The 21,146-nt window shown below is 67.4% G+C and carries 19 protein-coding genes; 8 read left to right on the top strand and 11 right to left on the bottom strand.

What is annotated here, in order from left to right; all coding sequences use genetic code 11:
• The first annotated feature begins 44 nt into the window (after positions 1–44).
• Together uvrA and J2P76_RS05285 are read left to right on the top strand one after the other, a co-directional pair.
• On the top strand, positions 45–2,903 hold the full coding sequence (gene uvrA, locus J2P76_RS05290) for an excinuclease ABC subunit UvrA (RefSeq protein WP_207405014.1): 2,859 nt from the start codon (positions 45–47) through the stop codon (positions 2,901–2,903).
• 33 nt (positions 2,904–2,936) lie between these two features.
• Positions 2,937–3,596, top strand: a complete 660-nt coding sequence (locus J2P76_RS05285; RefSeq protein ID WP_207405012.1) for a glutathione S-transferase family protein — start codon at positions 2,937–2,939, stop codon at positions 3,594–3,596.
• A 111-nt stretch (positions 3,597–3,707) separates the two neighbouring features.
• Here J2P76_RS05285 and J2P76_RS05280 read toward each other — a convergent pair whose 3' ends face one another.
• The 4 genes from J2P76_RS05280 to J2P76_RS05265 are packed head-to-tail and all read right to left on the bottom strand — an operon-like array spanning position 3,708 to position 6,745.
• On the bottom strand, positions 3,708–4,832 hold the full coding sequence (locus J2P76_RS05280) for a deoxyguanosinetriphosphate triphosphohydrolase (RefSeq protein ID WP_207409124.1): 1,125 nt from the start codon (positions 4,830–4,832) through the stop codon (positions 3,708–3,710).
• Positions 4,833–4,851: 19 nt separating this feature from the next.
• Complete coding sequence (gene aroB, locus J2P76_RS05275) at positions 4,852–5,928, bottom strand: 3-dehydroquinate synthase (RefSeq protein ID WP_207405010.1); 1,077 nt, start codon at positions 5,926–5,928, stop codon at positions 4,852–4,854.
• Positions 5,925–6,545, bottom strand: coding sequence for a shikimate kinase (locus J2P76_RS05270; RefSeq protein WP_207405008.1), 621 nt, complete (start codon positions 6,543–6,545; stop codon positions 5,925–5,927). The genes aroB and J2P76_RS05270 overlap by 4 nt, the downstream gene beginning before the upstream one ends.
• Positions 6,542–6,745 carry a hypothetical protein gene (locus J2P76_RS05265; protein ID WP_207409259.1) on the bottom strand — a complete coding sequence of 68 codons (204 nt, stop codon included), beginning with the start codon at positions 6,743–6,745 and terminating at the stop codon, positions 6,542–6,544. Before J2P76_RS05265 ends, J2P76_RS05270 begins: the two co-directional genes overlap by 4 nt.
• Here J2P76_RS05265 and J2P76_RS05260 point away from each other — a divergent pair.
• On the top strand, positions 6,660–9,125 hold the full coding sequence (locus tag J2P76_RS05260; protein ID WP_207405006.1) for a penicillin-binding protein 1A: 2,466 nt from the start codon (positions 6,660–6,662) through the stop codon (positions 9,123–9,125). The genes J2P76_RS05265 and J2P76_RS05260 overlap by 86 nt on opposite strands.
• A gap of 36 nt (positions 9,126–9,161) precedes the next feature.
• Here J2P76_RS05260 and cyaY read toward each other — a convergent pair whose 3' ends face one another.
• Positions 9,162–9,491: an iron donor protein CyaY gene (cyaY, locus tag J2P76_RS05255; protein ID WP_207405004.1), complete on the bottom strand. Its 330-nt coding sequence runs from the start codon at positions 9,489–9,491 to the stop codon at positions 9,162–9,164.
• On the opposite strand from cyaY, the gene lptM reads away from it, so the two are divergent.
• Entirely contained in the window at positions 9,442–9,699 is a 258-nt protein-coding gene (lptM, locus tag J2P76_RS23825) for an LPS translocon maturation chaperone LptM (RefSeq protein ID WP_431603378.1), read from the top strand. The two genes, cyaY and lptM, sit on opposite strands and share 50 nt — an antisense overlap.
• Positions 9,696–10,988 (top strand): diaminopimelate decarboxylase, encoded by a 1,293-nt coding sequence (gene lysA, locus J2P76_RS05245; RefSeq protein ID WP_207405000.1) that lies wholly within the window; start codon positions 9,696–9,698, stop codon positions 10,986–10,988. Before lptM ends, lysA begins: the two co-directional genes overlap by 4 nt.
• Positions 10,989–11,579: 591 nt before the next feature.
• Here lysA and ccsB read toward each other — a convergent pair.
• From ccsB to J2P76_RS05230, 3 genes are all read right to left on the bottom strand, one after another.
• Positions 11,580–12,920 carry a c-type cytochrome biogenesis protein CcsB gene (ccsB, locus tag J2P76_RS05240; protein ID WP_207404998.1) on the bottom strand — a complete coding sequence of 447 codons (1,341 nt, stop codon included), beginning with the start codon at positions 12,918–12,920 and terminating at the stop codon, positions 11,580–11,582.
• Between the two features lie 8 nt (positions 12,921–12,928).
• Positions 12,929–15,013, bottom strand: a complete 2,085-nt coding sequence (locus J2P76_RS05235) for a cytochrome c biogenesis protein ResB (protein WP_207404996.1) — start codon at positions 15,011–15,013, stop codon at positions 12,929–12,931.
• Positions 15,014–15,132: 119 nt separating this feature from the next.
• A complete protein-coding gene (locus J2P76_RS05230) occupies positions 15,133–15,834 on the bottom strand; it encodes a c-type cytochrome (protein ID WP_207404994.1) in 702 nt (233 codons plus the stop codon).
• 214 nt (positions 15,835–16,048) lie between these two features.
• On the opposite strand from J2P76_RS05230, the gene yihA reads away from it, so the two are divergent.
• Together yihA and hemB are read left to right on the top strand one after the other, a co-directional pair.
• The gene (gene yihA / locus J2P76_RS05225; protein WP_207404992.1) at positions 16,049–16,672 is read left to right on the top strand and encodes a ribosome biogenesis GTP-binding protein YihA/YsxC; all 624 of its coding nucleotides are present in this window, start codon (positions 16,049–16,051) and stop codon (positions 16,670–16,672) included.
• Positions 16,669–17,682: a porphobilinogen synthase gene (gene hemB, locus J2P76_RS05220; RefSeq protein WP_207404990.1), complete on the top strand. Its 1,014-nt coding sequence runs from the start codon at positions 16,669–16,671 to the stop codon at positions 17,680–17,682. Before yihA ends, hemB begins: the two co-directional genes overlap by 4 nt.
• 153 nt (positions 17,683–17,835) lie before the next feature.
• Here hemB and dsbD read toward each other — a convergent pair whose 3' ends face one another.
• The gene (gene dsbD / locus J2P76_RS05215; protein WP_242697297.1) at positions 17,836–19,725 is read right to left on the bottom strand and encodes a protein-disulfide reductase DsbD; all 1,890 of its coding nucleotides are present in this window, start codon (positions 19,723–19,725) and stop codon (positions 17,836–17,838) included.
• A gap of 46 nt (positions 19,726–19,771) precedes the next feature.
• Positions 19,772–20,113, bottom strand: coding sequence for a divalent-cation tolerance protein CutA (gene cutA, locus J2P76_RS05210; protein ID WP_207404986.1), 342 nt, complete (start codon positions 20,111–20,113; stop codon positions 19,772–19,774).
• Positions 20,114–20,213: 100 nt separating this feature from the next.
• Here cutA and J2P76_RS05205 point away from each other — a divergent pair, with 100 nt between their 5' ends.
• Positions 20,214–20,648 carry an HIT family protein gene (locus J2P76_RS05205; protein WP_207404984.1) on the top strand — a complete coding sequence of 145 codons (435 nt, stop codon included), beginning with the start codon at positions 20,214–20,216 and terminating at the stop codon, positions 20,646–20,648.
• Between the two features lie 69 nt (positions 20,649–20,717).
• On the opposite strand, the gene rplQ is transcribed toward J2P76_RS05205, so the two are convergent.
• Positions 20,718–21,113 carry a 50S ribosomal protein L17 gene (gene rplQ / locus J2P76_RS05200; RefSeq protein WP_012251745.1) on the bottom strand — a complete coding sequence of 132 codons (396 nt, stop codon included), beginning with the start codon at positions 21,111–21,113 and terminating at the stop codon, positions 20,718–20,720.
• Positions 21,114–21,146: the final 33 nt, after the last annotated feature.

Here is a 21,146-nt window from a genome sequence, read left to right as displayed (position 1 = left end):
GCGCTATAGTACCAAGTTGGCCTTTGAAACCGCTGAAACGCCCGATGGACGCGATACGCATTCGGGGTGCGCGCACCCACAATCTCAAGAACGTCTCGCTGGACCTGCCCCGCCACAAGCTGGTGGTGGTAACGGGCCTGTCCGGCTCGGGCAAGTCGTCGCTGGCGTTCGACACGCTGTACGCCGAGGGGCAGCGCCGCTATGTGGAAAGCCTGTCGGCCTACGCGCGGCAGTTCCTGCAGCTGATGGACAAGCCCGATGTCGACCTGATCGAAGGCCTGTCGCCGGCGATCTCCATCGAGCAGAAGGCCGCCGGGCACAACCCGCGCTCCACCGTGGGCACCATCACGGAAATCCACGATTACCTGCGGCTGCTGTACGCCCGGGTGGGCACCCCGTACTGCCCCGACCATGGCCTGCCCCTGCAGGCGCAAAGCGTCAGCCAGATGGTCGACGCGGTGCTGGCCTGGCCGGCCGACACGCGGCTGGCGGTGCTGGCGCCCATCGCCCGCGCCCGCAAGGGCAGCTTCGAAGACGAATGCGCCAGCCTGCAGGCCCAGGGCTACGTACGCCTGCGGGTCGACGGCCAGATGCAGGAAATCAGCGACATGGCGCCGCTGAAAAAGAACGAAAAGCACGACATCGACGTCGTGATCGACCGCCTGCGCATCAAGCCCGAAAGCAAGCAGCGCCTGGCCGAAAGCTTCGAAACCGCCATGCAGCTGGCCGACGGCCGCACGGTGGCGCTCGACATGGACAGCGGCCGCGAGCAGGTGTTTTCCAGCCGCTACGCCTGCCCGGTGTGCAGCCACAGCCTGCCCGAGCTCGAGCCGCGGCTGTTCAGCTTCAACAACCCCATGGGCGCCTGTCCCACCTGCGACGGCATCGGGCAGGTGGGCTTTTTCGACCCCAAGCGCGTGGTGGCTTTCCCCGAGCTCAGCCTGGCGGCGGGCGCCATACGCGGCTGGGACCGCCGCAACGCCTTCACGCATTCGCTGCTTACCAGCCTGGCGGCGCATTACGAATTCGACATCGAAACCCCGTTCGAAGACCTGCCGGAAGACTTGCGCCGCAAGGTGCTGTACGGCTCGGGCGATGAAGAAATCGCCTTCGTGTACCTGAACGAAAAGGGCCGCAGCACGGTCAAGCGGCACACCTTCGAGGGCGTCCTGCCCAACCTGGAACGCCGCTGGCGCGAAACCGACTCGGCCACCGTGCGCGAAGAACTGGGCAAGTACCGCAACATCAAGACCTGCCCCGATTGCGGCGGCTCGCGCCTGCGCGCCGAGGCCCGCCATGTGCTCATCGGCGACGACCCGCGCGAAGGCGAGCGGCGCGGCCAGGCCATCTACGAAGTCGAGGCGATGCCGCTGTCGGACTGCCTGGCGTGGTTCCAGGCGCTGGCCCTCACCGGCGCCAAGCAGGAAATCGCCCAGCGCATCGTGCGCGAAATCGAGGCGCGCCTGAACTTCCTGAACAACGTGGGCCTGAACTACCTGTCGCTGGACCGCAGCGCCGACACCATCTCGGGCGGCGAAGCGCAGCGCATCCGGCTGGCCAGCCAGATCGGCTCGGGCCTGACCGGGGTCATGTATGTGCTGGACGAGCCCTCCATCGGCCTGCACCAGCGCGACAACGACCGCCTGATCGGCACGCTGCAGCATCTGCGCGACCTCGGCAACAGCGTCATCGTGGTCGAACACGACGAAGACATGATCCGCCTGGCCGACTGGGTGGTCGACATGGGGCCGGGCGCGGGCGAACACGGCGGCCAGGTGGTGGCGCAAGGCACCCCCGCGGCCGTACAGGACGACCCCGCCTCGCTGACCGGCCAGTACCTCAGCGGCCGGCGCGCCATTCCCGTGCCCAAGCGGCGCGCCGTCACCGACGAGCAGTCGTGGCTGGTGCTGGAAGGCGCCAGCGGCAACAACCTGAAAACGGTCGACCTGCGCCTGCCCGCCGGCCGGCTGGTGTGCGTCACCGGCGTATCCGGCTCGGGCAAGTCGACGCTGGTCAACGACACCCTGGCCGTGGCCGTATCGCGCCAGCTGCACCATGCGCAAAGCGAACCGGCGCCATACGCCTCGATCAGCGGCCTGGAAAATTTCGACAAGATCATCAGCGTCGACCAGAGCCCCATCGGCCGCACGCCGCGCAGCAACCCTGCCACCTACACCGGGCTGTTCACGCCCATCCGCGAACTGTTCGCCGGCGTGCCCGAGGCCCGGGCGCGCGGCTACGACCCGGGGCGCTTCAGCTTCAACGTCAAGGGCGGGCGCTGCGAGGCCTGCCAGGGCGATGGCGTGGTCAAGGTCGAAATGCACTTCCTGCCCGACATGTACGTGCCCTGCGACGTCTGCCACGGCAAGCGCTACAACCGCGAAACCCTGGAAATCCGCTACCGGGGCCGCAATATCAGCGAAGTGCTCGAACTCACCGTCGAACAGGCGCTGGAATACTTCGAATCGGTGCCCGCCATCGCGCGCAAGCTGCACACCCTGATCGACGTGGGCCTGTCGTACATACGCCTGGGGCAAAGCGCCACCACCCTGTCGGGCGGCGAGGCCCAGCGTGTGAAGCTGTCGCAGGAACTGTCGCGCCGCAGCACCGGGCGCACGCTGTACATCCTGGACGAGCCCACCACGGGCCTGCATTTCCGCGACATCGAAATGCTGCTGCAGGTGCTGAACCAGCTGGTCGACAGCGGCAACACGGTGCTGGTCATCGAACACAATCTCGACGTCATCAAAACCGCCGACTGGGTGGTCGACATGGGGCCGGAAGGCGGCGACGGCGGCGGGCGCGTGGTGGCCACCGGCACGCCCGAAGACGTCGCGGCCAACCCGCAAAGCCACACCGGGCATTACCTGGGCCGGGTATTGCGGCGCAACGATCAGGGGTAGACTGGCTTTCCCCCAACGCCGCCCTTCACCGCCATGTACACCCTCATCATCGGCAACAAGAACTACTCATCCTGGTCGCTGCGCCCGTGGCTGGCCCTGCGCGCCGCCGGCATCGCCTTCCAGGAACAGAAGCTGGGCCTGTTCACGCCCGAATTCGCGCAGCGCCTGGGCGCCATCACCCCCGCCGGCCTGGTGCCGGTGCTGCTCGATGGCGACTTCGCCGTCTGGGACTCGCTGGCCATCTGCGAATATGCCGCCGACCAGCACCCGCAGGCGGGCCTGTGGCCGGCCGACCCGCGCGCCCGGGCCCGCGCGCGCTCGCTGGCCGCGCAGATGCACAGCGGCTTCGGCCAGCTGCGCCAGGTCATGCCGATGAACATCGAGGCGCACCTGCCGGGCATCGATATCTCGGCGGCCCAGGGCGACGTGTCGCGCGTGCAGGCCATCTGGCACGATACGCGCGCCGAATTCGGCCAGGAGGGCCCGTTCCTGTTCGGCCGGTTTTCAATCGCCGACGCGTTCTTCGCCCCGGTCGTGTCGCGCTTTACCACCTACGGCGTGCCCGCCGCGGGCGCCGTGCGCGACTACATGGATGCCGTGCTGGCGCTGCCCGCCATGCAAGACTGGACGCGTGAGGCGCGCGCCGAAGGCGTATTCCTGCCCGAAGACGAGCCCTACCGCACGCAACGCTAAGTGAAAATTCCACCCGGTGTCAGGCTCCCGCAGGATGCCTGACACCGACCTGCGGCAACGCCGCCTCAACAGCACGGCATCAGGCGCTCCGCGAAAGCCCCGATACCCGGATTACCCCATCTCGAACAGCCGCCGATGCTCGCGGATCGCGTAGCGGTCGGTCATGCCGGCGATGTAGTCGGCAATGGCGCGGGCCTGGTCCGGGGCTTCGCGCCGGTGGTCCGGCGGCAGCAGGCGCGGGTCGGACAGAAAAGCCTGGAACAGCTCGCGCACGATGCGGCGCGCCTTGTTGGTCATGCGCACCACGCGATAGTGGCGGTACAGGTTGTCGAACAAGAACCGCTTCAGCTCATCGGCCTCGCGGCGCACCTCGTCCGAAAAGCCGGCCAGCGGCGCTGCGCGGCGCACCGCGTCGGCGTCGGCCGGCGCCGCGTCGGCAATGCGCGCCAGCGATGTGGCGGTCAGGTCGACGATCAGCGTGTTGATCATGCGCCGCACGGTTTCGGCAATGGCCCGGCGCTCGGCCAGCCGCGGGTAGCGTTCGGCCACCTGGGCGTAGTGGCGCGCGAAAATCGCCACGTCCTGCATCTGCTCCAGCGTCACCAGCCCCGAGCGCAGGCCGTCGTCGATATCGTGGTTGTTGTAGGCGATCTCGTCGGCCAGATTGGCCAGCTGGGCCTCCAGCGACGGCTGGGTGCGGTTCAGGAAACGTTCGCCCACCTCGCCCAGCTGGCGCGCGTGCGCGGCCGAACAATGCTTCAGAATGCCTTCGCGCGTTTCGAAGCACAGGTTCAGGCCGCTGAACTCGGCGTAGCGTTCTTCCAGCTCGTCGACCACCCGCAGGCTCTGCAGGTTGTGTTCGAAGCCGCCCGCCTGCGGCGCCAGCTCGCGCATGCAGGCATTCAGTTCGTCCTGCCCGGCATGCCCGAAGGGGGTGTGGCCCAGGTCGTGCGCCAGGGCGATGGCTTCGGTCAGATCTTCCGACAGGCGCAGGCTGCGCGCCAGCGTGCGGGCGATCTGCGCCACTTCCAGGCTGTGCGTCAGGCGGGTGCGGAACAGGTCGCCTTCGTGGTTGACGAACACCTGCGTCTTGTATTCCAGCCGGCGAAACGCCGTGGAATGGATGATGCGGTCGCGGTCGCGCTGGAACTCGGTGCGATTCTGCGGGGCCGGCTCGGCGTGCCGGCGCCCGCGGCTGGCAAAGGGATCGGATGCGTAGCGGGCCAGTTCGGTCATCGGCATCGTCCCCCCGGGGTCATTGCACCGTGCGGGCCAGCACGTCGCGCACGGTATCCAGCGGTGCGGCCCGTGTCACCGCCTGGCCGATGCGCGGCATCAGCACAAAGCGGATCTCGCCGCCCTCGGTTTTCTTGTCGACCTGCATCAGCGCCAGCCAGCGGTCGGCGCCCAGGTCGGGCGCCACGGTGGGGCAGCCGATGGCCTGCACCAGCGCGCGCACCCGCGCCACGTCGGCGCGCGGGAAGCCGGCAACCTCGGCCGACAGCTCGGCCGCCTGCACCATGCCGCAGCCCACGGCCTCGCCGTGCAGCCATTCGCCATAGCCCAGGCCAGACTCGATGGCATGGCCGAAGGTGTGCCCCAGGTTCAAAATGGCGCGCAGGCCCGATTCACGCTCGTCTTTGCCTACCACCTGCGCCTTCAGCTCGCACGAGCGGCGGATGGCGTGGGCCAGCGCAGCCGGATCCAGCGCCCGCAGGGCGGCGGCATGGGTTTCGCACCATTCCCAGAATGCGGCGTCCAGGATCAGGCCGTACTTGATCACCTCGGCCAGGCCGGCCGACACTTCGCGCGCCGGCAGGGTGCCGAGCACGTCGGTGTCGATCTCGACCGCCACCGGCTGGTAGAAGGCGCCGATCATGTTCTTGCCCAGCGGATGGTTCACCGCTGTCTTGCCGCCCACGGAAGAATCCACCTGCGCCAGCAGCGTGGTGGGTACCTGCACGAACCGGATGCCGCGCATGTACACGGCCGCGGCGAAGCCGGTCATGTCGCCGATTACGCCGCCGCCCAGCGCCACCAGCACGGCGCGGCGGTCCAGGCGATGGGTCAGCAGGGCGTCGAAGATCAGGTTCAGGGTCTGCCAGTCTTTGTGGGCCTCGCCGTCGGGCAGTTCGATGCGCAGCACGCGGCGGCCGGTGCGCGCCAGCGCCGCCTCGACGCGCTCGCCGTACAAGGCCGCCACCGTGGGATTGGTGACCACCGCGATGGCCGTGGCATCGGCGGGAATGGACTGGTCCAGCGCATCCAGGCGGCCCGGGCCGATATGGATGGGGTAGCGGCCGCCGGGGGTGTCGACGTCAACAACGGTCATGGATTCTTCTCGTAGGCTTGCAGCAGCGGCAGCAGCGACTTCACCAGGTGCGAAACCGGCATGGTGCCGGTATCGACCACCAGGTCGGCCACTTCTTCGTACAACGGTTCGCGTCTGGCCATCAGGTCGCACAGGGTGCCGCGCGGATCGGGGTTGGCCAGCAGCGGGCGATTGCGGTCGCGGCTGGTGCGCCGGAACAGTTCATCGACGCTGGCGCGCAAATACACCACCACGCCGCGCTCGCGCAGCAGCCGGCGGTTCTCGGGCGCCAGCACGGCGCCGCCGCCGGTGGCCAGCACAATGCCGGGCCGCTGGGTGCAGTGATCCAGCGCGGCCGCCTCGCGCTTGCGAAAACCGCCTTCGCCCTCGATCTCGAAAATCACCGGCACCCGCACGCCGCAGCGCGCCTCCAGCTCGTGGTCGAGGTCGATGAACTCGCGGCCCAGCACGCGCGCCAGCCCGCGGCCGATGGTGGTCTTGCCCGCCCCCATCATGCCCACCAGGAAGATGGGCAGGTCGTGCGGCAGGCGCACGCGCGGCCCGGCTTCGGCCGCCGCGCAGGGGCTTTCGGCAGGGCCGGCGTCCGGGGCCGGATCTGTATTCACCAAACCATTCATGCCCGCATTATCCCATCGCCAGCCAGTTGCCCGCTTACCACACTGAACGAATTTGTTACAGAAACCCGGTAACCACGCTCAAGCGCGTCTACAGATACCCGTAAAATCGCCGCGATGAGCAAGTCGCAGAATTCTTCCAAAAAAGCCCCCTCTCCAAAAAGCGGATCGCCCATTTTGCGGTTTTTCGTGAAGATGGGCATTTTCTTTGGCGGCCTGGCGCTGTGTGGCGTCTTGCTGGGCGGCATGGCGCTGGCGCTGGCATGGCCCAACCTGCCCGACCTGCACGCCATGACCGACTACCGGCCGCGCGTGCCGCTGCGGGTATACACCGCCGACCACGTCCTGATCGGCGAATTCGGCGAAGAACGCCGCAACGTGCTGCGCTTCAATGAATTTCCCGACGTCATGAAATCGGCCGTGCTGGCCGCCGAAGACGACCGCTTCTACCAGCACGGCGGCATCGACTGGGCGGGCGTGGTGCGCGCCGGCCTGGCCAACCTGCTCAGCATGTCGAAGTCGCAGGGCGCCAGCACCATCACCATGCAGGTGGCGCGCAACTTCTACCTGTCGTCCGAAAAAACCTATTCGCGCAAGTTCTACGAACTGCTGCTTACGTTCAAGATCGAGTCCCAGCTCACCAAAGACCAGATCCTTGAGCTGTACATGAACCAGATCTACCTGGGGCACCGCGCCTACGGCTTCGCCGCGGCCTCGCGCACCTATTTCGGCAAGCCCGTGTCGCAGGTCACCGCGGCCGAGGCGGCCATGCTGGCGGGCATTCCCAAGGCGCCGTCGCGCTTCAACCCCATCGCCAACCGCCCGCGCGCCGAGCTGCGGCAGCATTATGTGCTGGGCCGCATGCATTCGCTGGGCTACCTGACCGACAGCGAATACCAGCAGGCCAAGGCGCAGCCCATCATCATCAAGGCAGCCGAAGGCACGCCGGCGGGCGGCTACGCCATCCACGGCGAATACGTGGCCGAACTGGCGCGCCAGCTGCTTTACGGCATCTACCAAGACGACCTGTACTCGCGCGGCATCAACATCTACACCACGGTGCGCTCGAAAGACCAGGAATCGGCCTATCACGCCGTGCGCGACGGCGTGCTGCAGTACACGCGCCGCGCCGTGTACCCCGGCCCCGAAGAACAGCTCGACATGCCCCAGGGCATCGAGAGCAATCCCCAGGCGCTGGACGACTACCTGGACGGCGTGTTCGAAAAATACCCCGACAGCGACGACCTGCTGACGGCCGTCGTATTGTCGGCCAGCCCCACCGAAATCAAGGTGGCGCGCAGCGCCAATGAAATCATCACCATCACCGACAAGAAAGTGCTGGCGGTGGTGGCGCGCTCGCTGGGCAGCAAGGCCCCGGCCGAACGGCGCCTGCAGCGCGGCTCGGTGGTCTACATCCACAAGCTGGGCGAAGGCTGGGAAGTCATCAACATGCCGTCGGTGCAGGCGGCCTTCGTGTCACTGTCGCCGCAAGATGGCGCGATTCGCTCCATGGTGGGCGGCTTCGACTTCTTCCGCGGCAAGTTCAACCGCGTCACCCAGGCCTGGCGCCAGCCGGGCTCGAACATCAAGCCGTTCATCTACGCGGCCTCGCTCGAGCGCGGCCTGACGCCCGCCACGCAGATATCCGACCAGCCGTTCGAACTCACCGCCGAACAGACCGGCTCCAAGCCCTGGCACCCCAAGAACTACGGCAACGTATACGAGCCCATGCTGACCATGCGCCAGGGCCTGTACAAGTCGAAGAACATGGTGTCGATCCGCATCCTGCAGGCCATCGGCCCGCAGTACGCGCAGGAATACCTGACGCGCTTCGGCTTCGACAAGGCCCGCCAGCCGGCCGTGCTGCCGCTGGCGCTGGGGGCGGGCTCGGTCACGCCGCTGCAGCTGGCAGGCGCCTATGCGGTGTTCGCCAACGGCGGCTATCGTATCGCCCCCTACCTGATCGATCGCGTCACCGACAGCAGCGGCAAGGTGCTGATGCAGTCCAAGCCCATCGTGGCCGGCGATGCCGCGGCCCGGGCGATCGACCCGCGCACCGCCTACGTCATGGACGACATGCTGCGCGGCGTGGCCACCAGCGGCACCGCGGCGCGCGCGCGCGCCACGCTGAAGCGTTCCGACATCGCGGGCAAAACCGGCACCACCAACGAATCGGTCGACGCCTGGTTCTCGGGCTATGCGCCCAGCCTGGTGGCCACGGCCTGGATGGGCTTCGACCAGCCCAAGTCGCTGGGCTCGCGCGAAACCGGCGGCGGCGTGGCCATGCCGATCTGGCTGGACTACATGGGCGATATGCTCAAGGGCGTGCCCGAGCAAAAAGAACGCCCGCGCCCCGACGGCCTGCTGGTCGAGCGCGGCGATTTCTATTTTTCGGAGTTTCCGCCGGGCCAGGCCGTGGCGCGGCTGGGGCTGTCTGAACCCATGCCGGCCGAAACCGACCAGCTCGGCGAGTTCCTGAACGACCTGGTAGGCGGCGGCGGGGGCGGCGACAACAGCATCCGCGTGTCGCCCAACCTGAACCCCGAAAAACAGACGCCCTGGTCGCAGAAAATCCCGTTCTGACCGGCGCCCGGGGCGCCGGCCGGCACGGGCCCGCGGTTACAGCCGCACGGCCACCGGCACGCCGGCGGCTTCAGAGCAGATCTGCGACAGCGCGTCGGGCAGCGGCGGGCCGCCCCGGGTGTCGTTCCAGTGCTGGCCGTCATAGCGATAGTGGAACCCGCCGCTGCGGGCGGCAAGCCAGATCTCTTGCATGGCGGCCTGGCTGTTGACGACCACGTGGGTGCCGTCTTCGAAAACCAGCGTCAGCACGTTGCCGCTGCGGCTGGTCTCGATATCGACGTCCTGCGAGGCCGCCCAGTCGTCGGCCTGGCTTTCGATGCTGTCCAGTACTTGGTCGACCAACGCAAGGAATTCGGTTTCAGTCATAATCGAACCTGCAAGAATTACGGAGTTTCGAGTGTTCCATTTGGCACGCAGCCGCATGGTCTTACGCATTGTAGCCACGCTTGCCGCGACCGGCCTGGTCGCCGCCTGCGGCTACAAGGGCCCGCTGTACCTGCCGCCGCAGCCCGGCCAGTCAGGGCCAGAGTACCCCGACCCGCCCAAAATCCCCTCCCCCGTCACGCTTCCATGACTTCCCCGAATTCCACGCGGCCCGGCCTGGCCGGCCATCCGCATTTCCATTACCAGAACGGCATCCTGCATGCCGAGGGCGTTGCGCTCGACACCCTGGCCAGCCAGCTCGGCACGCCGCTGTACGTCTATTCGCGCGCGGCGCTGGCCCAGGCCTGGCGCTCGTACAGCGACGCCATCGGCGCCCGCCCGGTGCTGGTCTGCTACGGCATGAAAGCCAACTCGAACCTGGCCGTGCTGAAAGAATTCGCCCGCCTCGGCGCCGGCTTCGACATTGTTTCGGGCGGCGAGCTCAAGCGCGTGCTGGCCGCCGGCGGCGACCCGGCCAAGGTGGTGTTCTCGGGCGTGGGCAAGCAGGCCTGGGAAATGCGCGCCGCCCTGGAAGCCGACGTCAAATGCTTCAACGTCGAATCGCAGGCCGAACTGCAGTGCCTGTCCGACGTGGCGCAGTCCATGGGGCGGCGGGCGCGGGTATCGCTGCGCGTCAATCCCGATGTCGATGCGCAAACCCACCCATACATTTCCACGGGCCTGAAAGAAAACAAGTTCGGCATCGCCATCGAATCCGCGCTCGACGCCTATCGCACCGCCGCCTCGCTGCCGGGGCTCGAAATCGTCGGCGTCGACTGCCACATCGGCTCGCAGCTTACCGACATCAGCCCCTATTTCGATGCACTCGAAAAGCTGCTCGACCTGATCCAGCGGCTCGACGCCGCGGGCATCGCCATCCAGCACCTCGACCTGGGCGGAGGCCTGGGCATCCGCTATACCGACGAAGTGCCGCCGTCGCCCAAGGCGCTGCTCGACCAGGTATTCGAACGGCTGCAGGCGCGCGGCCTGGCGCACCTGCACCTGGTGCTGGAACCCGGCCGTTCGCTGGTGGGCAACGCCGGCGTGCTGCTGACCACGGTGCAATACCTGAAGCACGCGCAGGCGCGCAATTTCGCCATCGTCGACGCCGCCATGAACGACCTGCTGCGCCCGGCCCTGTACGACGCCTACCACGGCGTGCAGCCGGTGGCGCCGCGCGACGGCGCCGCCACCGAATACGACATCGTCGGCCCGGTGTGCGAAAGCGCCGACTGGCTGGCCCGCCAGCGCAAGCTGGCGCTGCAGGCAGGCGACGTGCTGGCCCTGGAATCGGCCGGCGCCTACGCCATGGTCATGGCCAGCAACTACAACACCCGGGCGCGCGCGGCCGAAGTCATGGTCGACGGCAGCCGCCACTACATCGTGCGCCAGCGCGAAAGCCTCGAGGACCTGCTGCGGGGGGAGTCGACGCTGCCCTGAAGGCGGGGCGCGATTCGGCGTATTTCGGATCGAATAGGTGTTCTTCTGGCGTCTGCGCGGGGTGGCGTGAACGCCTTGGCTTCACGGTGCCGTCCGGGCGCCCCGCGCGCCCGGGCCCGGCCCCGAGGCGCCGCGGCGCTCACGCCACCCCGCGCAGACTCACGGTGAATATCGGTCGCCGCATTGCCGGGACGGGCTGCGTTCTTGCATGCTGGCGAAGCGTCGGCCTCAAGAAAGAAAATCGCGCAGGGCCGGCCCACGGCGCCGCCCAGCGCGCCGCCGTGGGCCATTCGTGTGGCGGCTCGCCAAGGCTGTGAAAGACATACGCCTCAGACCAGGTGTCAGCCCAGGTGTCTGACTCCCGCAGGGTGTCGGACACCGTACGACTGAGACGGCTGCGGCTTACTTCGGTGTCAGGCACCTGGCGGAGCCTGACACCTGGCAACACCCGGAAAAGCACGGCACCGGTAAATCGCGAGCCGAATGGCAATCACGGCCGTGCGGGGCGCCCGGACGGCGCCGTGAAGCCAAGGCGCTCACGCCACCGCGCGCAGACGCCAGAAGAAAAACTCATCCGGGAAACGGGGCCGCTTACAGCTCCCCGTACGAATGCAGCCCCGACAGGAACATATTGACGCCCAGGAACGCAAATCCGGTCACCAGCAGCCCCACCAGCGCCCAATAGGCCGCCAGGTGCCCCCGCAGGCCTTTCATCAGCCGCATGTGCAGCCATGCGGCGTAGTTCAGCCACACGATCAGCGCCCAGGTTTCTTTAGGGTCCCACTGCCAGTAGGCGCCCCAGGCGTCGGCGGCCCACAGCGCCCCCAAAATGGTGGCCACCGTGAAGAACGCGAAGCCGACGGCAATGGCCCGGTACATGATGTCGTCCAGCACTTCCAGCGACGGCAGCGCCTGGGCGATGCGGCGGCGCCCCAGCAGGATGCCGCCCACGATGACCACGCCCACGCCGAAGTAGATCATCCAGGTGGCCGACAGGCCGTCGGTGCGGAACACCATGGGCTCGACGCACAGCAGCACGCCCAGCACGAACAGCGGCGCCAGCCGGACCCATGAAGTCGTGGTGCCGTGCTGCTTGATCAGGTAGGCGAACCCCACCATGGCCGACAGCGAGAAAGTGCCGTAGCCGATGAAATTGGCCGGCACGTGCAGCTTCATCCACCAGCTTTTCAGGGCCGGCACCAGGGGCTGGATCTGGGCCGCGTCGCGCGTGAAGGCGTACCACAGCAAAAACACCGTGGCCGACGAAATCACCAGCAGCACGAAGCCGCCCAGCGCGCGCGTGGCGTACTTGCGTTCGTAGTACAGGTAGAACAGCGCCGTGATCAGCGAGAACAGCACGAAGACTTCGTACAGGTTGCTGACCGGAATATGGCCCAGGTCGGGGCCCATCAGGTGGCCTTCGCGCCAGCGCACCAGCATGCCGGTCACGCCGGCGAACACCGCGCCCCAGGTCAGGGCGGTGCCCAGCCAGGCCGCGGTCGGGCTGAAAATGCCGATCCAGTAGCAGACCGTGGCCAGGATGAACAGCGCGCTCATCCACAAAATGGCCGATTGCGACGAAAACAGGTATTTCAGGAAAAACACCTGTTCGGCGCGCGCCAGGTCGTTCTGGTACAGCAGCAGCGCCAGGCCGGCCGCCAGGGCACAGGCGATCATCAGGCGCCGCAGGGGCCGCCACAGCCAGCCCAGCCAGGTCAGCACGAACACCGCGCCGCACAGGATGATCTTCTCGTAGTAGTCCATGGCGCTGCCGTAGCCGGTCAGCGCATAACCGGCGCCCGCCGTCAGCAGCAGAAAGAAGACGATGTCAGTCCAGTCGGGGCGGCCGCGCTGCGCGCGCGCATCGCCGGTAGGCGACAGGGCCGGCTGCCACAAGGCATCGGACGAATGGGAAGAAGTGCTGGCGGACATGAAAAACCTCAGGGCCTGTTCCGGCGCGACAAGGCCTGCTTGAAGCGCTCGAACTCATGATGAAAGTCCAGTGTACGCTTCTGCGAAGTCATCGCGGCCTGGACATCGCTGCCCGCGCCATCGGCAGCCGGCTTGATCCATACCCATACGCGCCGGTCGCGGATATAGAACATCGAAAATACGCCCAGCACCAGCAGCAGGCAGCCGATATACACCGCGGTCTTGCCGGGGGTGCGGCTGACCTGGAACACGCTGGCCTGCACATGCTTGAAATTGCTCAGCGTCAGGAAAACCGGGGCTGGATAGACATTCAAGTCGGACAGCGCCGCCACCGCCAGGCGCGACCACTGCGCCGCGCGCTCGGCCTCGGGGCCCTGGTCGGGCAGGGGCGGCAGCCCGGCGCGCTCGCGCGCGACATCGCGCAATTCGGCCATGGACACGCCAATCAGGCGGATCACAACGTCGGCCGCGCGCTCCAGGTCGGCGGGCGGCGTGTTCGCCTGCAGGAAATCGGCGATGGCCTGCAGCCCGCCCTTGGAAAAAGTGTCCAGGGCGCGCTCGGCCGCGGTCTGCAGCGACTGGCGCTCGGCCTGCACCGAGCTATTGCGTTCGGCAAAGCGCCGCGCGGCTTCGCGGCGCGCGGCCGGATCGGCCAGGGTGGCGCGCAGCTGCATGAATTCGGCCAGCGAACTGTCGGCGTCGGCGGGAATGCGCAAATACCGGAAGCTCTCGGCGGGGTTGTTGCGCACGCCCGCCAGGAACACGGCGGCGCCATCCAGCTGCACCGGCAGCATGTAATTCATGAATTCATGGGCCTGACCGGCCTGGTCGACCAGCCGGTATTCGACGCTGGGGCCCACGTTGCGCAGGTTCTCGTTCTTCTTGCCGGCCGCGCTGCCGGACACCGCGGCCACATGCTCGCCCAGCGTCAGGGTGTTGCCCCGCGGCGTGCCGCCTGTCAGGTCTTCCACATTGATGGGCCGCAGCGCCGTGATGTCGACCGCCATGCTGCGGGCGCCGCCGTCGGCGCCGCGCGCGGTAATTTCGGTGGACTTGCCCACGGTGCCTTCGACGTCGAAAGTGGCGCCGCTGGTGCCCACCAGCGGATAGCCCCTCAGGCTGACACTGCTGCCGCCGTCATCGAAACTGGACTGATACACCGTCACGCCCTTGTAGCGCAGCGGCTCGTTGACCTCGATGGTGGATTCGAACGTCTTGCCCGTGTCGGGGTCGGTAACTTCCACTTCGCTGGCGAACCGGCTGGGCATGCCGGTGGAGTAGTAGTCGATCAGGAATTTCTTCAGTTTCAGGGTGAACGGCAGGGGCTGCACCAGCGCGCCATCGCCCACCATCACCACCGCCGTGCTGGCCTGCCCGCCCTCGGGCACCAGCACGCTGGCGCGGAAGCTGGGGTTGGCCACCGACAGCCGGCCGCTGGCCGGCACCTGCGAGATCAGCATGTTTTCGACAATGGGCTTCTTGCCCGCCAGCAGAACCTGCAGGCGCACCGCCAGTTCACTGTCGAGCAGGCCGCCCAGGCAGATGATCACCATGGCCGAGTGCGCACAGATGTAGCCCAGCCGGTTGGCGCTGCCTTTCTTGGCCGCCAGCATCACGCCATCGCCGTCGCGGCGCTCGCGCACCGCGTAGCCCAGCCCGGTCAGCAGCCCCTTGATGCCCCCCGCGGCCTCGTCCACCGGCGACGCGTCGCGGACTTCGACCCGGTGCGGAAAGGCCTGCAGGCTGCTGGCCCGCACATGTTCGCGGAACGAGCGGGCATCGCGCAGCATCTTGGGCGTATTGCGGATCAGGCACAGGCTGGTCGACACCACCAGGAAGCCCATGATCGCCAGGAACCACCAGCTGTTGTAAACGTGCCAGATCGAGAACTTGTCGAACACTTCGAACCAGAAGGGGCCGAATTGGTCGATATAGGTGCTGGATGATCGATTCTGCACCAGCACCGTGCCCAGCACGCTGGCCACGCAGATGAACATCAGCAGGCTCACGGCAAACCGCATCGAGCCCAGCAACTCGAAAAGGTCGCTTGGCAGGCTGCGCAGGGGGCGAGAGGGCGGGGAGGTCGAGTTCATGAAAAAAAGGGGGGCCGCGTTACCGGCTTCCCCCCTTATGGACAGCGCCCCCGGAATCCGGTTCCGGGCCGGCGCCTGTATTGCTGCGCGGGCCGGCCGCGCGCGGATCGGGCCGGCGCCTAGCGCAGGCCCGCGGCGTAGTCGGCCACGGCCTTGATATCGGCGTCCGACATGCGGTCGGCGATTTCCTGCATGACCGGGTTGTTGGCGCGGTCGCCGCTGCGGAACAGCTTCAGCTGTTCTTCGATGTACGCGGGGAATTGCCCGGCCAGGCGCGGGTACTGGGCCGGCAGGCCGGCGCCGTTGGCCGAGTGGCACGACGCGCAGGCCGGCACGTTGCGCTCGGGCAGGCCGCCGCGCCAGATCTTGCGGCCCAGCTCGACCAAGTCTTCGTGGCCGGCGGTGGCGGGCTGCTTGAGCGGCTGCTGCGCCAGGTACAGCGCCACGTTGCTGATATCTTGGGGCGTCAGGTTCTGCGCCATGGCGGTCATGGGGGTGGGATTGCCGCCCGCGCCGTTGCGCGCCGGCTTGTCGGCGCCCTGCTTGGTCTGGAAGTCGGCCAGCTGCTTGGCCAGGTATTCGTGGGGCTGGGCGGCCAGGTTGGGATTGACGGGAATGGTGCTGTTGCCCGCCGCGCCATGACAGGACGCACAGGCCACGATGCCGCGCGAGGCATCGCCCTGGTCAAAGAGTTGCGCACCCTTGGTCGCGTCAGGCTTGGCCGGCGCCGCGGCGCCTTCGGCAGCGAAACTGGAAGAGATTACGGACGCACCGAGCATCAGCCCGCTTGCTACCAACATCCGGGACAGCACACGCTTCATTGAAAACCTCGACGATCGGATCTCGATCAAGGCGCCAAAGCGCCCCATGCCTGCCCCATGCCATGCCTGATCGAACATACGTTCGCCCTGGGCCGTCAGCACTGTCAAATCGGCGTCTTCAACAGACGGAAAAAGCCAGCGCAATGCAGGGGGACCACTGTTGCAAACGCACGATTATACAATAGGGTTCGCAACCAACCGTATCGGCCCCCTCGTGTCCCTTCTGCATCGCGCCTCTTTCTTTGTCTCGGCAGCCCGCCTGGATCAGCTGCCCGCCCCCGGCGCGCCCGAAGTCTGCTTCGTGGGCCGCTCCAATGCCGGCAAGTCCTCGGCCATCAACGTGCTGTGCAACCAGCGCCGCCTGGCCTTTTCCAGCAAGACGCCCGGGCGCACCCGCCTGATCAACCTGTTCGGCCTGCCCGACCCCCTGGCGCCCGAACAGCCGCTGGGCTTCCTGGTCGACCTGCCCGGCTACGGCTATGCCTCGGTGGCCTACAAAGAAAAGGAAAAGTGGGCCGATGTCCTGGGCGGATACCTGCGCGACCGCTCGTCGCTGGCGGGCATCGTGCTCATCATCGACATCCGCCGCGGCGTCACCGACCTCGACCGCCGCCTGGCCGATTTCATCGCCCCCACCGGCCGCCCGGTGCTGGCCCTGCTGACCAAGGCCGACAAGCTGCCTTATGGGCAGCGCCAGCGCACCGTATTCGCTGTGCGCAAAGACCTGGCCGACATCGGCGCGCTGCACACCGTGCCCTTCTCGGCCACCGAACGCATCGGGCTGGCCGAAGCCACCCAATACATCGAGAACTGGATTTCTCCCAAGGTAGTGCCATGAGTCACCAAATCATTTCCCCCGCGTTTCCCGTATCGCGCCCGCGCCGGCTGCGCCGCGACGACTTCACCCGCCGCCTGGTGCGCGAGCACACCCTTACCGTCAACGACTTCATCTACCCGGTGTTCGTGGCCGAAGGCAGCGGCCTGAAGCAGCCGGTGCCTTCGTTGCCCGGGGTGGTGCGCTATTCGCCCGACACTCTGCTGGCGGCCGCCGAAGAATGCGTGGCGCTGGGCATTCCGGTGATGGCGCTGTTCCCGGTCATCGACCCGTCGCTCAAGACGCCCGACGGCGCCGAGGCCGCCAACCCCGACGGCCTGATCCCGCGCGTGGTCGCCGCCCTGAAACAGCGCTTTCCCCAGCTGGGCGTGCTGACCGACGTGGCGCTCGACCCGTACACCAGCCACGGCCAGGATGGCGTCATCGACGAAGACGGCTATGTGCTCAACGAGCCCACGGTGCAGATCCTGATCCGCCAGGCCCTGGTGCAGGCCGGCGCCGGCGTCGACATCGTGGCGCCCAGCGACATGATGGACGGCCGCATCGGCGCCATCCGCCAGGCGCTCGAGGCCGACCAGCACATCCATACCCGCATCATGGCCTACTCGGCCAAGTACGCCAGCGCGTTCTACGGCCCGTTCCGCGACGCCGTGGGTTCGGCCTCGAACCTGGGCAAGTCCAACAAAATGGCCTACCAGATGGATCCGGGCAACCTGGACGAAGCCCTGCGCGAAGTGGCGGCCGACCTGCAAGAAGGCGCCGACATGGTCATGGTCAAGCCCGGCATGCCCTACCTGGACGTGCTGCGGCGGGTCAAGGACGCATTCCGGGTGCCCACCTTTGCCTACCAGGTCAGCGGCGAATACGCCATGATCAAGGCCGCCGCCGCCAACGGCTGGCTGGACCACGACAAGGTCATGATGGAAGCGCTGCTGGGCTTCAAGCGCGCCGGCGCCGACGGCATCCTGACCTACTTCGCCGTCGAAGCGGCCAAACTGCTCAAGCAGCAGTAGGCTGGGCAGCCAGCCAGGTATAGCCAGGTGTCAGGCTCCGCAGGTGCCTGACACCGTACCGTTGAGACAGCCGCTGCCCGCTTCGGAATCTGGCGCCTGCGAAGCCAGATTCCCGGCGGCCTGGCGCGAAACCTTTACGCAAAGGCGGCAGAACTAGCGCGCCAGCACGCGGTCGAGCACCGCGGCAAAGCGCGGCGCATCCTGGAAGCCGATCACGCGCGCATCGGCGATGGGCGCCCCGCCCGGCTCGAAAAACAGGATGCCCGGCGGGCCGAACAGCCGGAAGCGCTTGAGCAATTCGCGGTCATCGGCATTGTTCGCCGTGACGTCGGCCTGCAGCAGCAGCATGCGCGACATCCGGCCCGCCACGGCCGGATCGGAAAACGTGAAGCGCTCCATTTCGCGGCACGACACGCACCAATCGGCATAGAAATCCAGCATCACGGGCTGCGTGCTCTGCGCCAGCAGGGCATCCAGCTCGGCGCTGGTGCGCACGCGCTTGAATTCCACCGGACCGGCGGACGCCAGCGGCGCCGGCCCGCCGCCACGCTGCGCCAGATGCGACAGCGGCTGCAGCACATCGCGCCCGCCGCTGGCCGCGCCCACCAGCCATACCACCCCGGCCAGCGCCAGCAGCAGGCCCAGGCCCTTGGCGAACATGCGCGGCGCGCCCGCGCCAGCGGGCAGGGCATCGAAGGCGCGCAGCATCACCGCCGCCACAATGGCCAGGAAGGCCCAGCCCGCCATTTGCAGCCAGGTAGGCATAATGGGGATCAGCATCCACCAGGCGGTGGCCAGCAGCAGCATGCCGAACAGGCGCTTGACGCCGTCCATCCACGGCCCCGCCTTGGGCAGCAGGGCGCCCGACGAGGCCCCCACCACCAGCAGCGGCACGCCCATGCCCCAGGCCATGGCGAACAGCGCCGCCCCGCCCAGCACCACGTCGCCCGTTTGCGAGATATACAGCAGCGCGCCCGCCAGCGGCGCCGCCACGCAAGGCCCCAGAATCAGCGCCGAAACCGCGCCCATGGCCAGCGCGCCGGTGGCGCGGCCGCCGGGAATGCCCGCCGAGCGGGCCGCCAGCCAGCCTTGTACCGAGCCCGGCATCTGGAAATCAAAAGCGCCGAAGGTGGCCAGCGCCAGCACCGCCAGCACGGCGGCAAAGGCCGCCAGCACCCACGGCGTCTGCAGCCAGGCGGCCAGGCCGGCGCCGCTCAGGCCGGCGGCCACGCCCAGCGCGGTGTAGACCACCGACATGCCCAGCACATAGGCGGCCGCCAGCCCCAGGCCGCGCCAGCGGCCGGGGCGCGCGCCGCCCGCACCCCCCACCACGATGGACGACAGGATGGGAATCATGGGCAGCACGCAGGGCGTGAACGCCAGCAACAGCCCCAGCACCCAGAACACACCCGCGGTCTTGAGCCAGCCCAGCCCGCCAATGGCGTCGGCCAGCCCGAGGTCGCCCGCGGCCAGCAGCGAGCCCAGCCCGGTGGCGGCGCCTGAAGCGCCCGGGGCCGCGGCCGCCCCGCCGGCATCGGCGCCCGCCGGCGCGCCATCGACGGCGTAGCCGCCCGCCACGGGCACCAGCTTGACGGTATGGTCGGCCGGCGGATAACACAGGCCCGCATCGGCGCAGCCCTGGCTGGTAACGGTAAGGGTAAAGGGCTGCTGACCGGCCACCGGCACGGCGATCGACACCTGCTGGTGGTACACCTCCATGTTCTTCTCGAAGGTGGGGTCGTACTTGACGTCGCCCTGGGGATACGCGGGCGCGCCCAGCTTGGCGGCGCCCAGCGGGCTGATCGACAGCCCGAAGCGTTCGCGGTACATGTAATAACCGGGCGCGATGCGGTACCGCAGCTCCACGGTGCCAGGCCCGGCCATGGCGGCGCTGAAAACAAAGGCCTGCTCGGGCGGCAGGAAATCGGCTTCGGTCAACGCGGCGGCCGGGCGCCAGGCCAGCGCGGCCCATGCCAGCAGGGCCAGGCAGCCCAACAACCAGGCCCGCCAGGCGGGCCGCGCACGAACCAGGAACTGATGCATTGAGTTTTTCTCTTTGTTGCGGCCGGCCCGGGGGCCTGTGCGGACGCTAATGCGCCGCTTCGCCATTTGCCTGCGCGCGCACCCAGTCCAGGTAGGGCGCGCTGCCGCCTATGACGGGCACGACAATAATTTCGGGAACCTCGTACGGGTGCAATCGGGCCAGCGCCTGCACCACGGCCTGCTGGCGACCGGCGGTGGTCTTGATCCACATCGGGATCTCGTCGGCCCCTTCGATTTCGCCCTCCCAGCGATAGATGGACAGGACGGGCGCGCCAAGGTTCACACAGGCCGCCAGGCCGTCTTCGACCAGCACATGGGCAATGCGCTTGGCCAGCAGAAGATCGGGCGCGTTGCTGATGATCAATACGATATCGTCGTCGGACGACATGGCGACTCCTGGGAAACGGCCGGCAGGGCCACGACTATGAGGTATTTTATCGGGACTGCCCGTGGCGCCGCGCGCCCGCTCCCGCCGAGACCCTTCTGCCATGTCGGATACCTGCCTGTTCTGCCGCATCGCCCAGCACCAGATTCCCGCCCACGTCGTCCACGAAGACGACGAGATCCTGGCTTTTCTGGATATCCAGCCGGTGCGCCCGGGTCATGTATTGATCATTCCCAAGCAGCACCATCCCTACTTCGAAGACCTGCCGGCCGCGTTGGCCAATCGCATCATGGCGCTGGGCCAGCAGCTGGCGCACGCCATGAAAACGCTGTACCAGGTCGAACGCGTGGGGTTCATGTTCACGGGCATCCACGTGGCCCACGCGCATGCGCACCTGATCCCCATGCATCATCCGCAGGACATCACGTCCACGCAGTACATCGCCCAGCAGGGCCTGCAGTTCATCATGCCGCCGCAATGCCCCGCCGACCAGCTGGCCGACACCGCGGCGCGGCTGCGCCAGGCCCTCGCCAGCTGAACACGCCGCCCGCGCCAAAAAACAAGGGCGGGCCCGTAGGCCCGCCCTTGCGCTTATCCACTGGCCGGGTTATTCGGCAGCGTTGTCAGCCTCGGTTTCCTCGACTTCAGGACGATCAACCAGCTCCATGTAGGCCATGGGCGCATTGTCGCCTTGACGGAAACCCATCTTCAGCACGCGGGTGTAGCCGCCGTTGCGGGCCGCATAGCGCGGGCCGATTTCGGCAAACAGCTTGACCACGGCAGCGCGGTCGCGCAGGCGGGCAAACGCCAGGCGCTTGTTCGCCAGAGTGGGTTCCTTGCCCAGGGTAATCAGGGGTTCGACGACGCGGCGCAGTTCCTTCGCCTTGGGCAGCGTGGTCTTGATCGCTTCGTGGGTAATCAACGAAACGGCCATGTTGCGAAACATGGCAAGACGGTGGCTGCTGGTGCGATTGAGCTTACGCAAACCATTACCGTGACGCATGATAAGTTCCTTATGAATCTAAAGACGGCGCTT

Origin of the sequence: Bordetella petrii, from assembly GCF_017356245.1 — a bacterium.
Lineage (GTDB): Bacteria > Pseudomonadota > Gammaproteobacteria > Burkholderiales > Burkholderiaceae_B > Bordetella_A > Bordetella_A petrii_D.
The sequence above is the reverse complement of the archived record's forward strand: the minus strand, read 5'-3'. Positions and strand labels throughout refer to the sequence as shown.

Excerpts from the sequence above, each read along its gene's own strand:
- J2P76_RS05285 (WP_207405012.1), top strand. The coding sequence starts at position 2,937 with ATGTACACCCTCATCATCGGCAACAAGAACTACTCATCCTGGTCGCTG.
- ccsB (WP_207404998.1), bottom strand. The coding sequence starts at position 12,920 with ATGTCCGCCAGCACTTCTTCCCATTCGTCCGATGCCTTGTGGCAGCCG.
- J2P76_RS05230 (WP_207404994.1), bottom strand. The coding sequence starts at position 15,834 with ATGAAGCGTGTGCTGTCCCGGATGTTGGTAGCAAGCGGGCTGATGCTC.
- J2P76_RS05260 (WP_207405006.1), top strand. The coding sequence starts at position 6,660 with ATGAGCAAGTCGCAGAATTCTTCCAAAAAAGCCCCCTCTCCAAAAAGC.
- J2P76_RS05205 (WP_207404984.1), top strand. The coding sequence starts at position 20,214 with ATGTCGGATACCTGCCTGTTCTGCCGCATCGCCCAGCACCAGATTCCC.
- lysA (WP_207405000.1), top strand. The coding sequence starts at position 9,696 with ATGACTTCCCCGAATTCCACGCGGCCCGGCCTGGCCGGCCATCCGCAT.
- lptM (WP_431603378.1), top strand. The coding sequence starts at position 9,442 with ATGCTGTCCAGTACTTGGTCGACCAACGCAAGGAATTCGGTTTCAGTC.
- J2P76_RS05265 (WP_207409259.1), bottom strand. The coding sequence starts at position 6,745 with ATGCCCATCTTCACGAAAAACCGCAAAATGGGCGATCCGCTTTTTGGA.
- hemB (WP_207404990.1), top strand. The coding sequence starts at position 16,669 with ATGAGTCACCAAATCATTTCCCCCGCGTTTCCCGTATCGCGCCCGCGC.
- cyaY (WP_207405004.1), bottom strand. The coding sequence starts at position 9,491 with ATGACTGAAACCGAATTCCTTGCGTTGGTCGACCAAGTACTGGACAGC.
- cutA (WP_207404986.1), bottom strand. The coding sequence starts at position 20,113 with ATGTCGTCCGACGACGATATCGTATTGATCATCAGCAACGCGCCCGAT.
- dsbD (WP_242697297.1), bottom strand. The coding sequence starts at position 19,725 with ATGCATCAGTTCCTGGTTCGTGCGCGGCCCGCCTGGCGGGCCTGGTTG.
- J2P76_RS05235 (WP_207404996.1), bottom strand. The coding sequence starts at position 15,013 with ATGAACTCGACCTCCCCGCCCTCTCGCCCCCTGCGCAGCCTGCCAAGC.
- uvrA (WP_207405014.1), top strand. The coding sequence starts at position 45 with ATGGACGCGATACGCATTCGGGGTGCGCGCACCCACAATCTCAAGAAC.
- J2P76_RS05270 (WP_207405008.1), bottom strand. The coding sequence starts at position 6,545 with ATGAATGGTTTGGTGAATACAGATCCGGCCCCGGACGCCGGCCCTGCC.
- rplQ (WP_012251745.1), bottom strand. The coding sequence starts at position 21,113 with ATGCGTCACGGTAATGGTTTGCGTAAGCTCAATCGCACCAGCAGCCAC.
- J2P76_RS05280 (WP_207409124.1), bottom strand. The coding sequence starts at position 4,832 with ATGACCGAACTGGCCCGCTACGCATCCGATCCCTTTGCCAGCCGCGGG.
- aroB (WP_207405010.1), bottom strand. The coding sequence starts at position 5,928 with ATGACCGTTGTTGACGTCGACACCCCCGGCGGCCGCTACCCCATCCAT.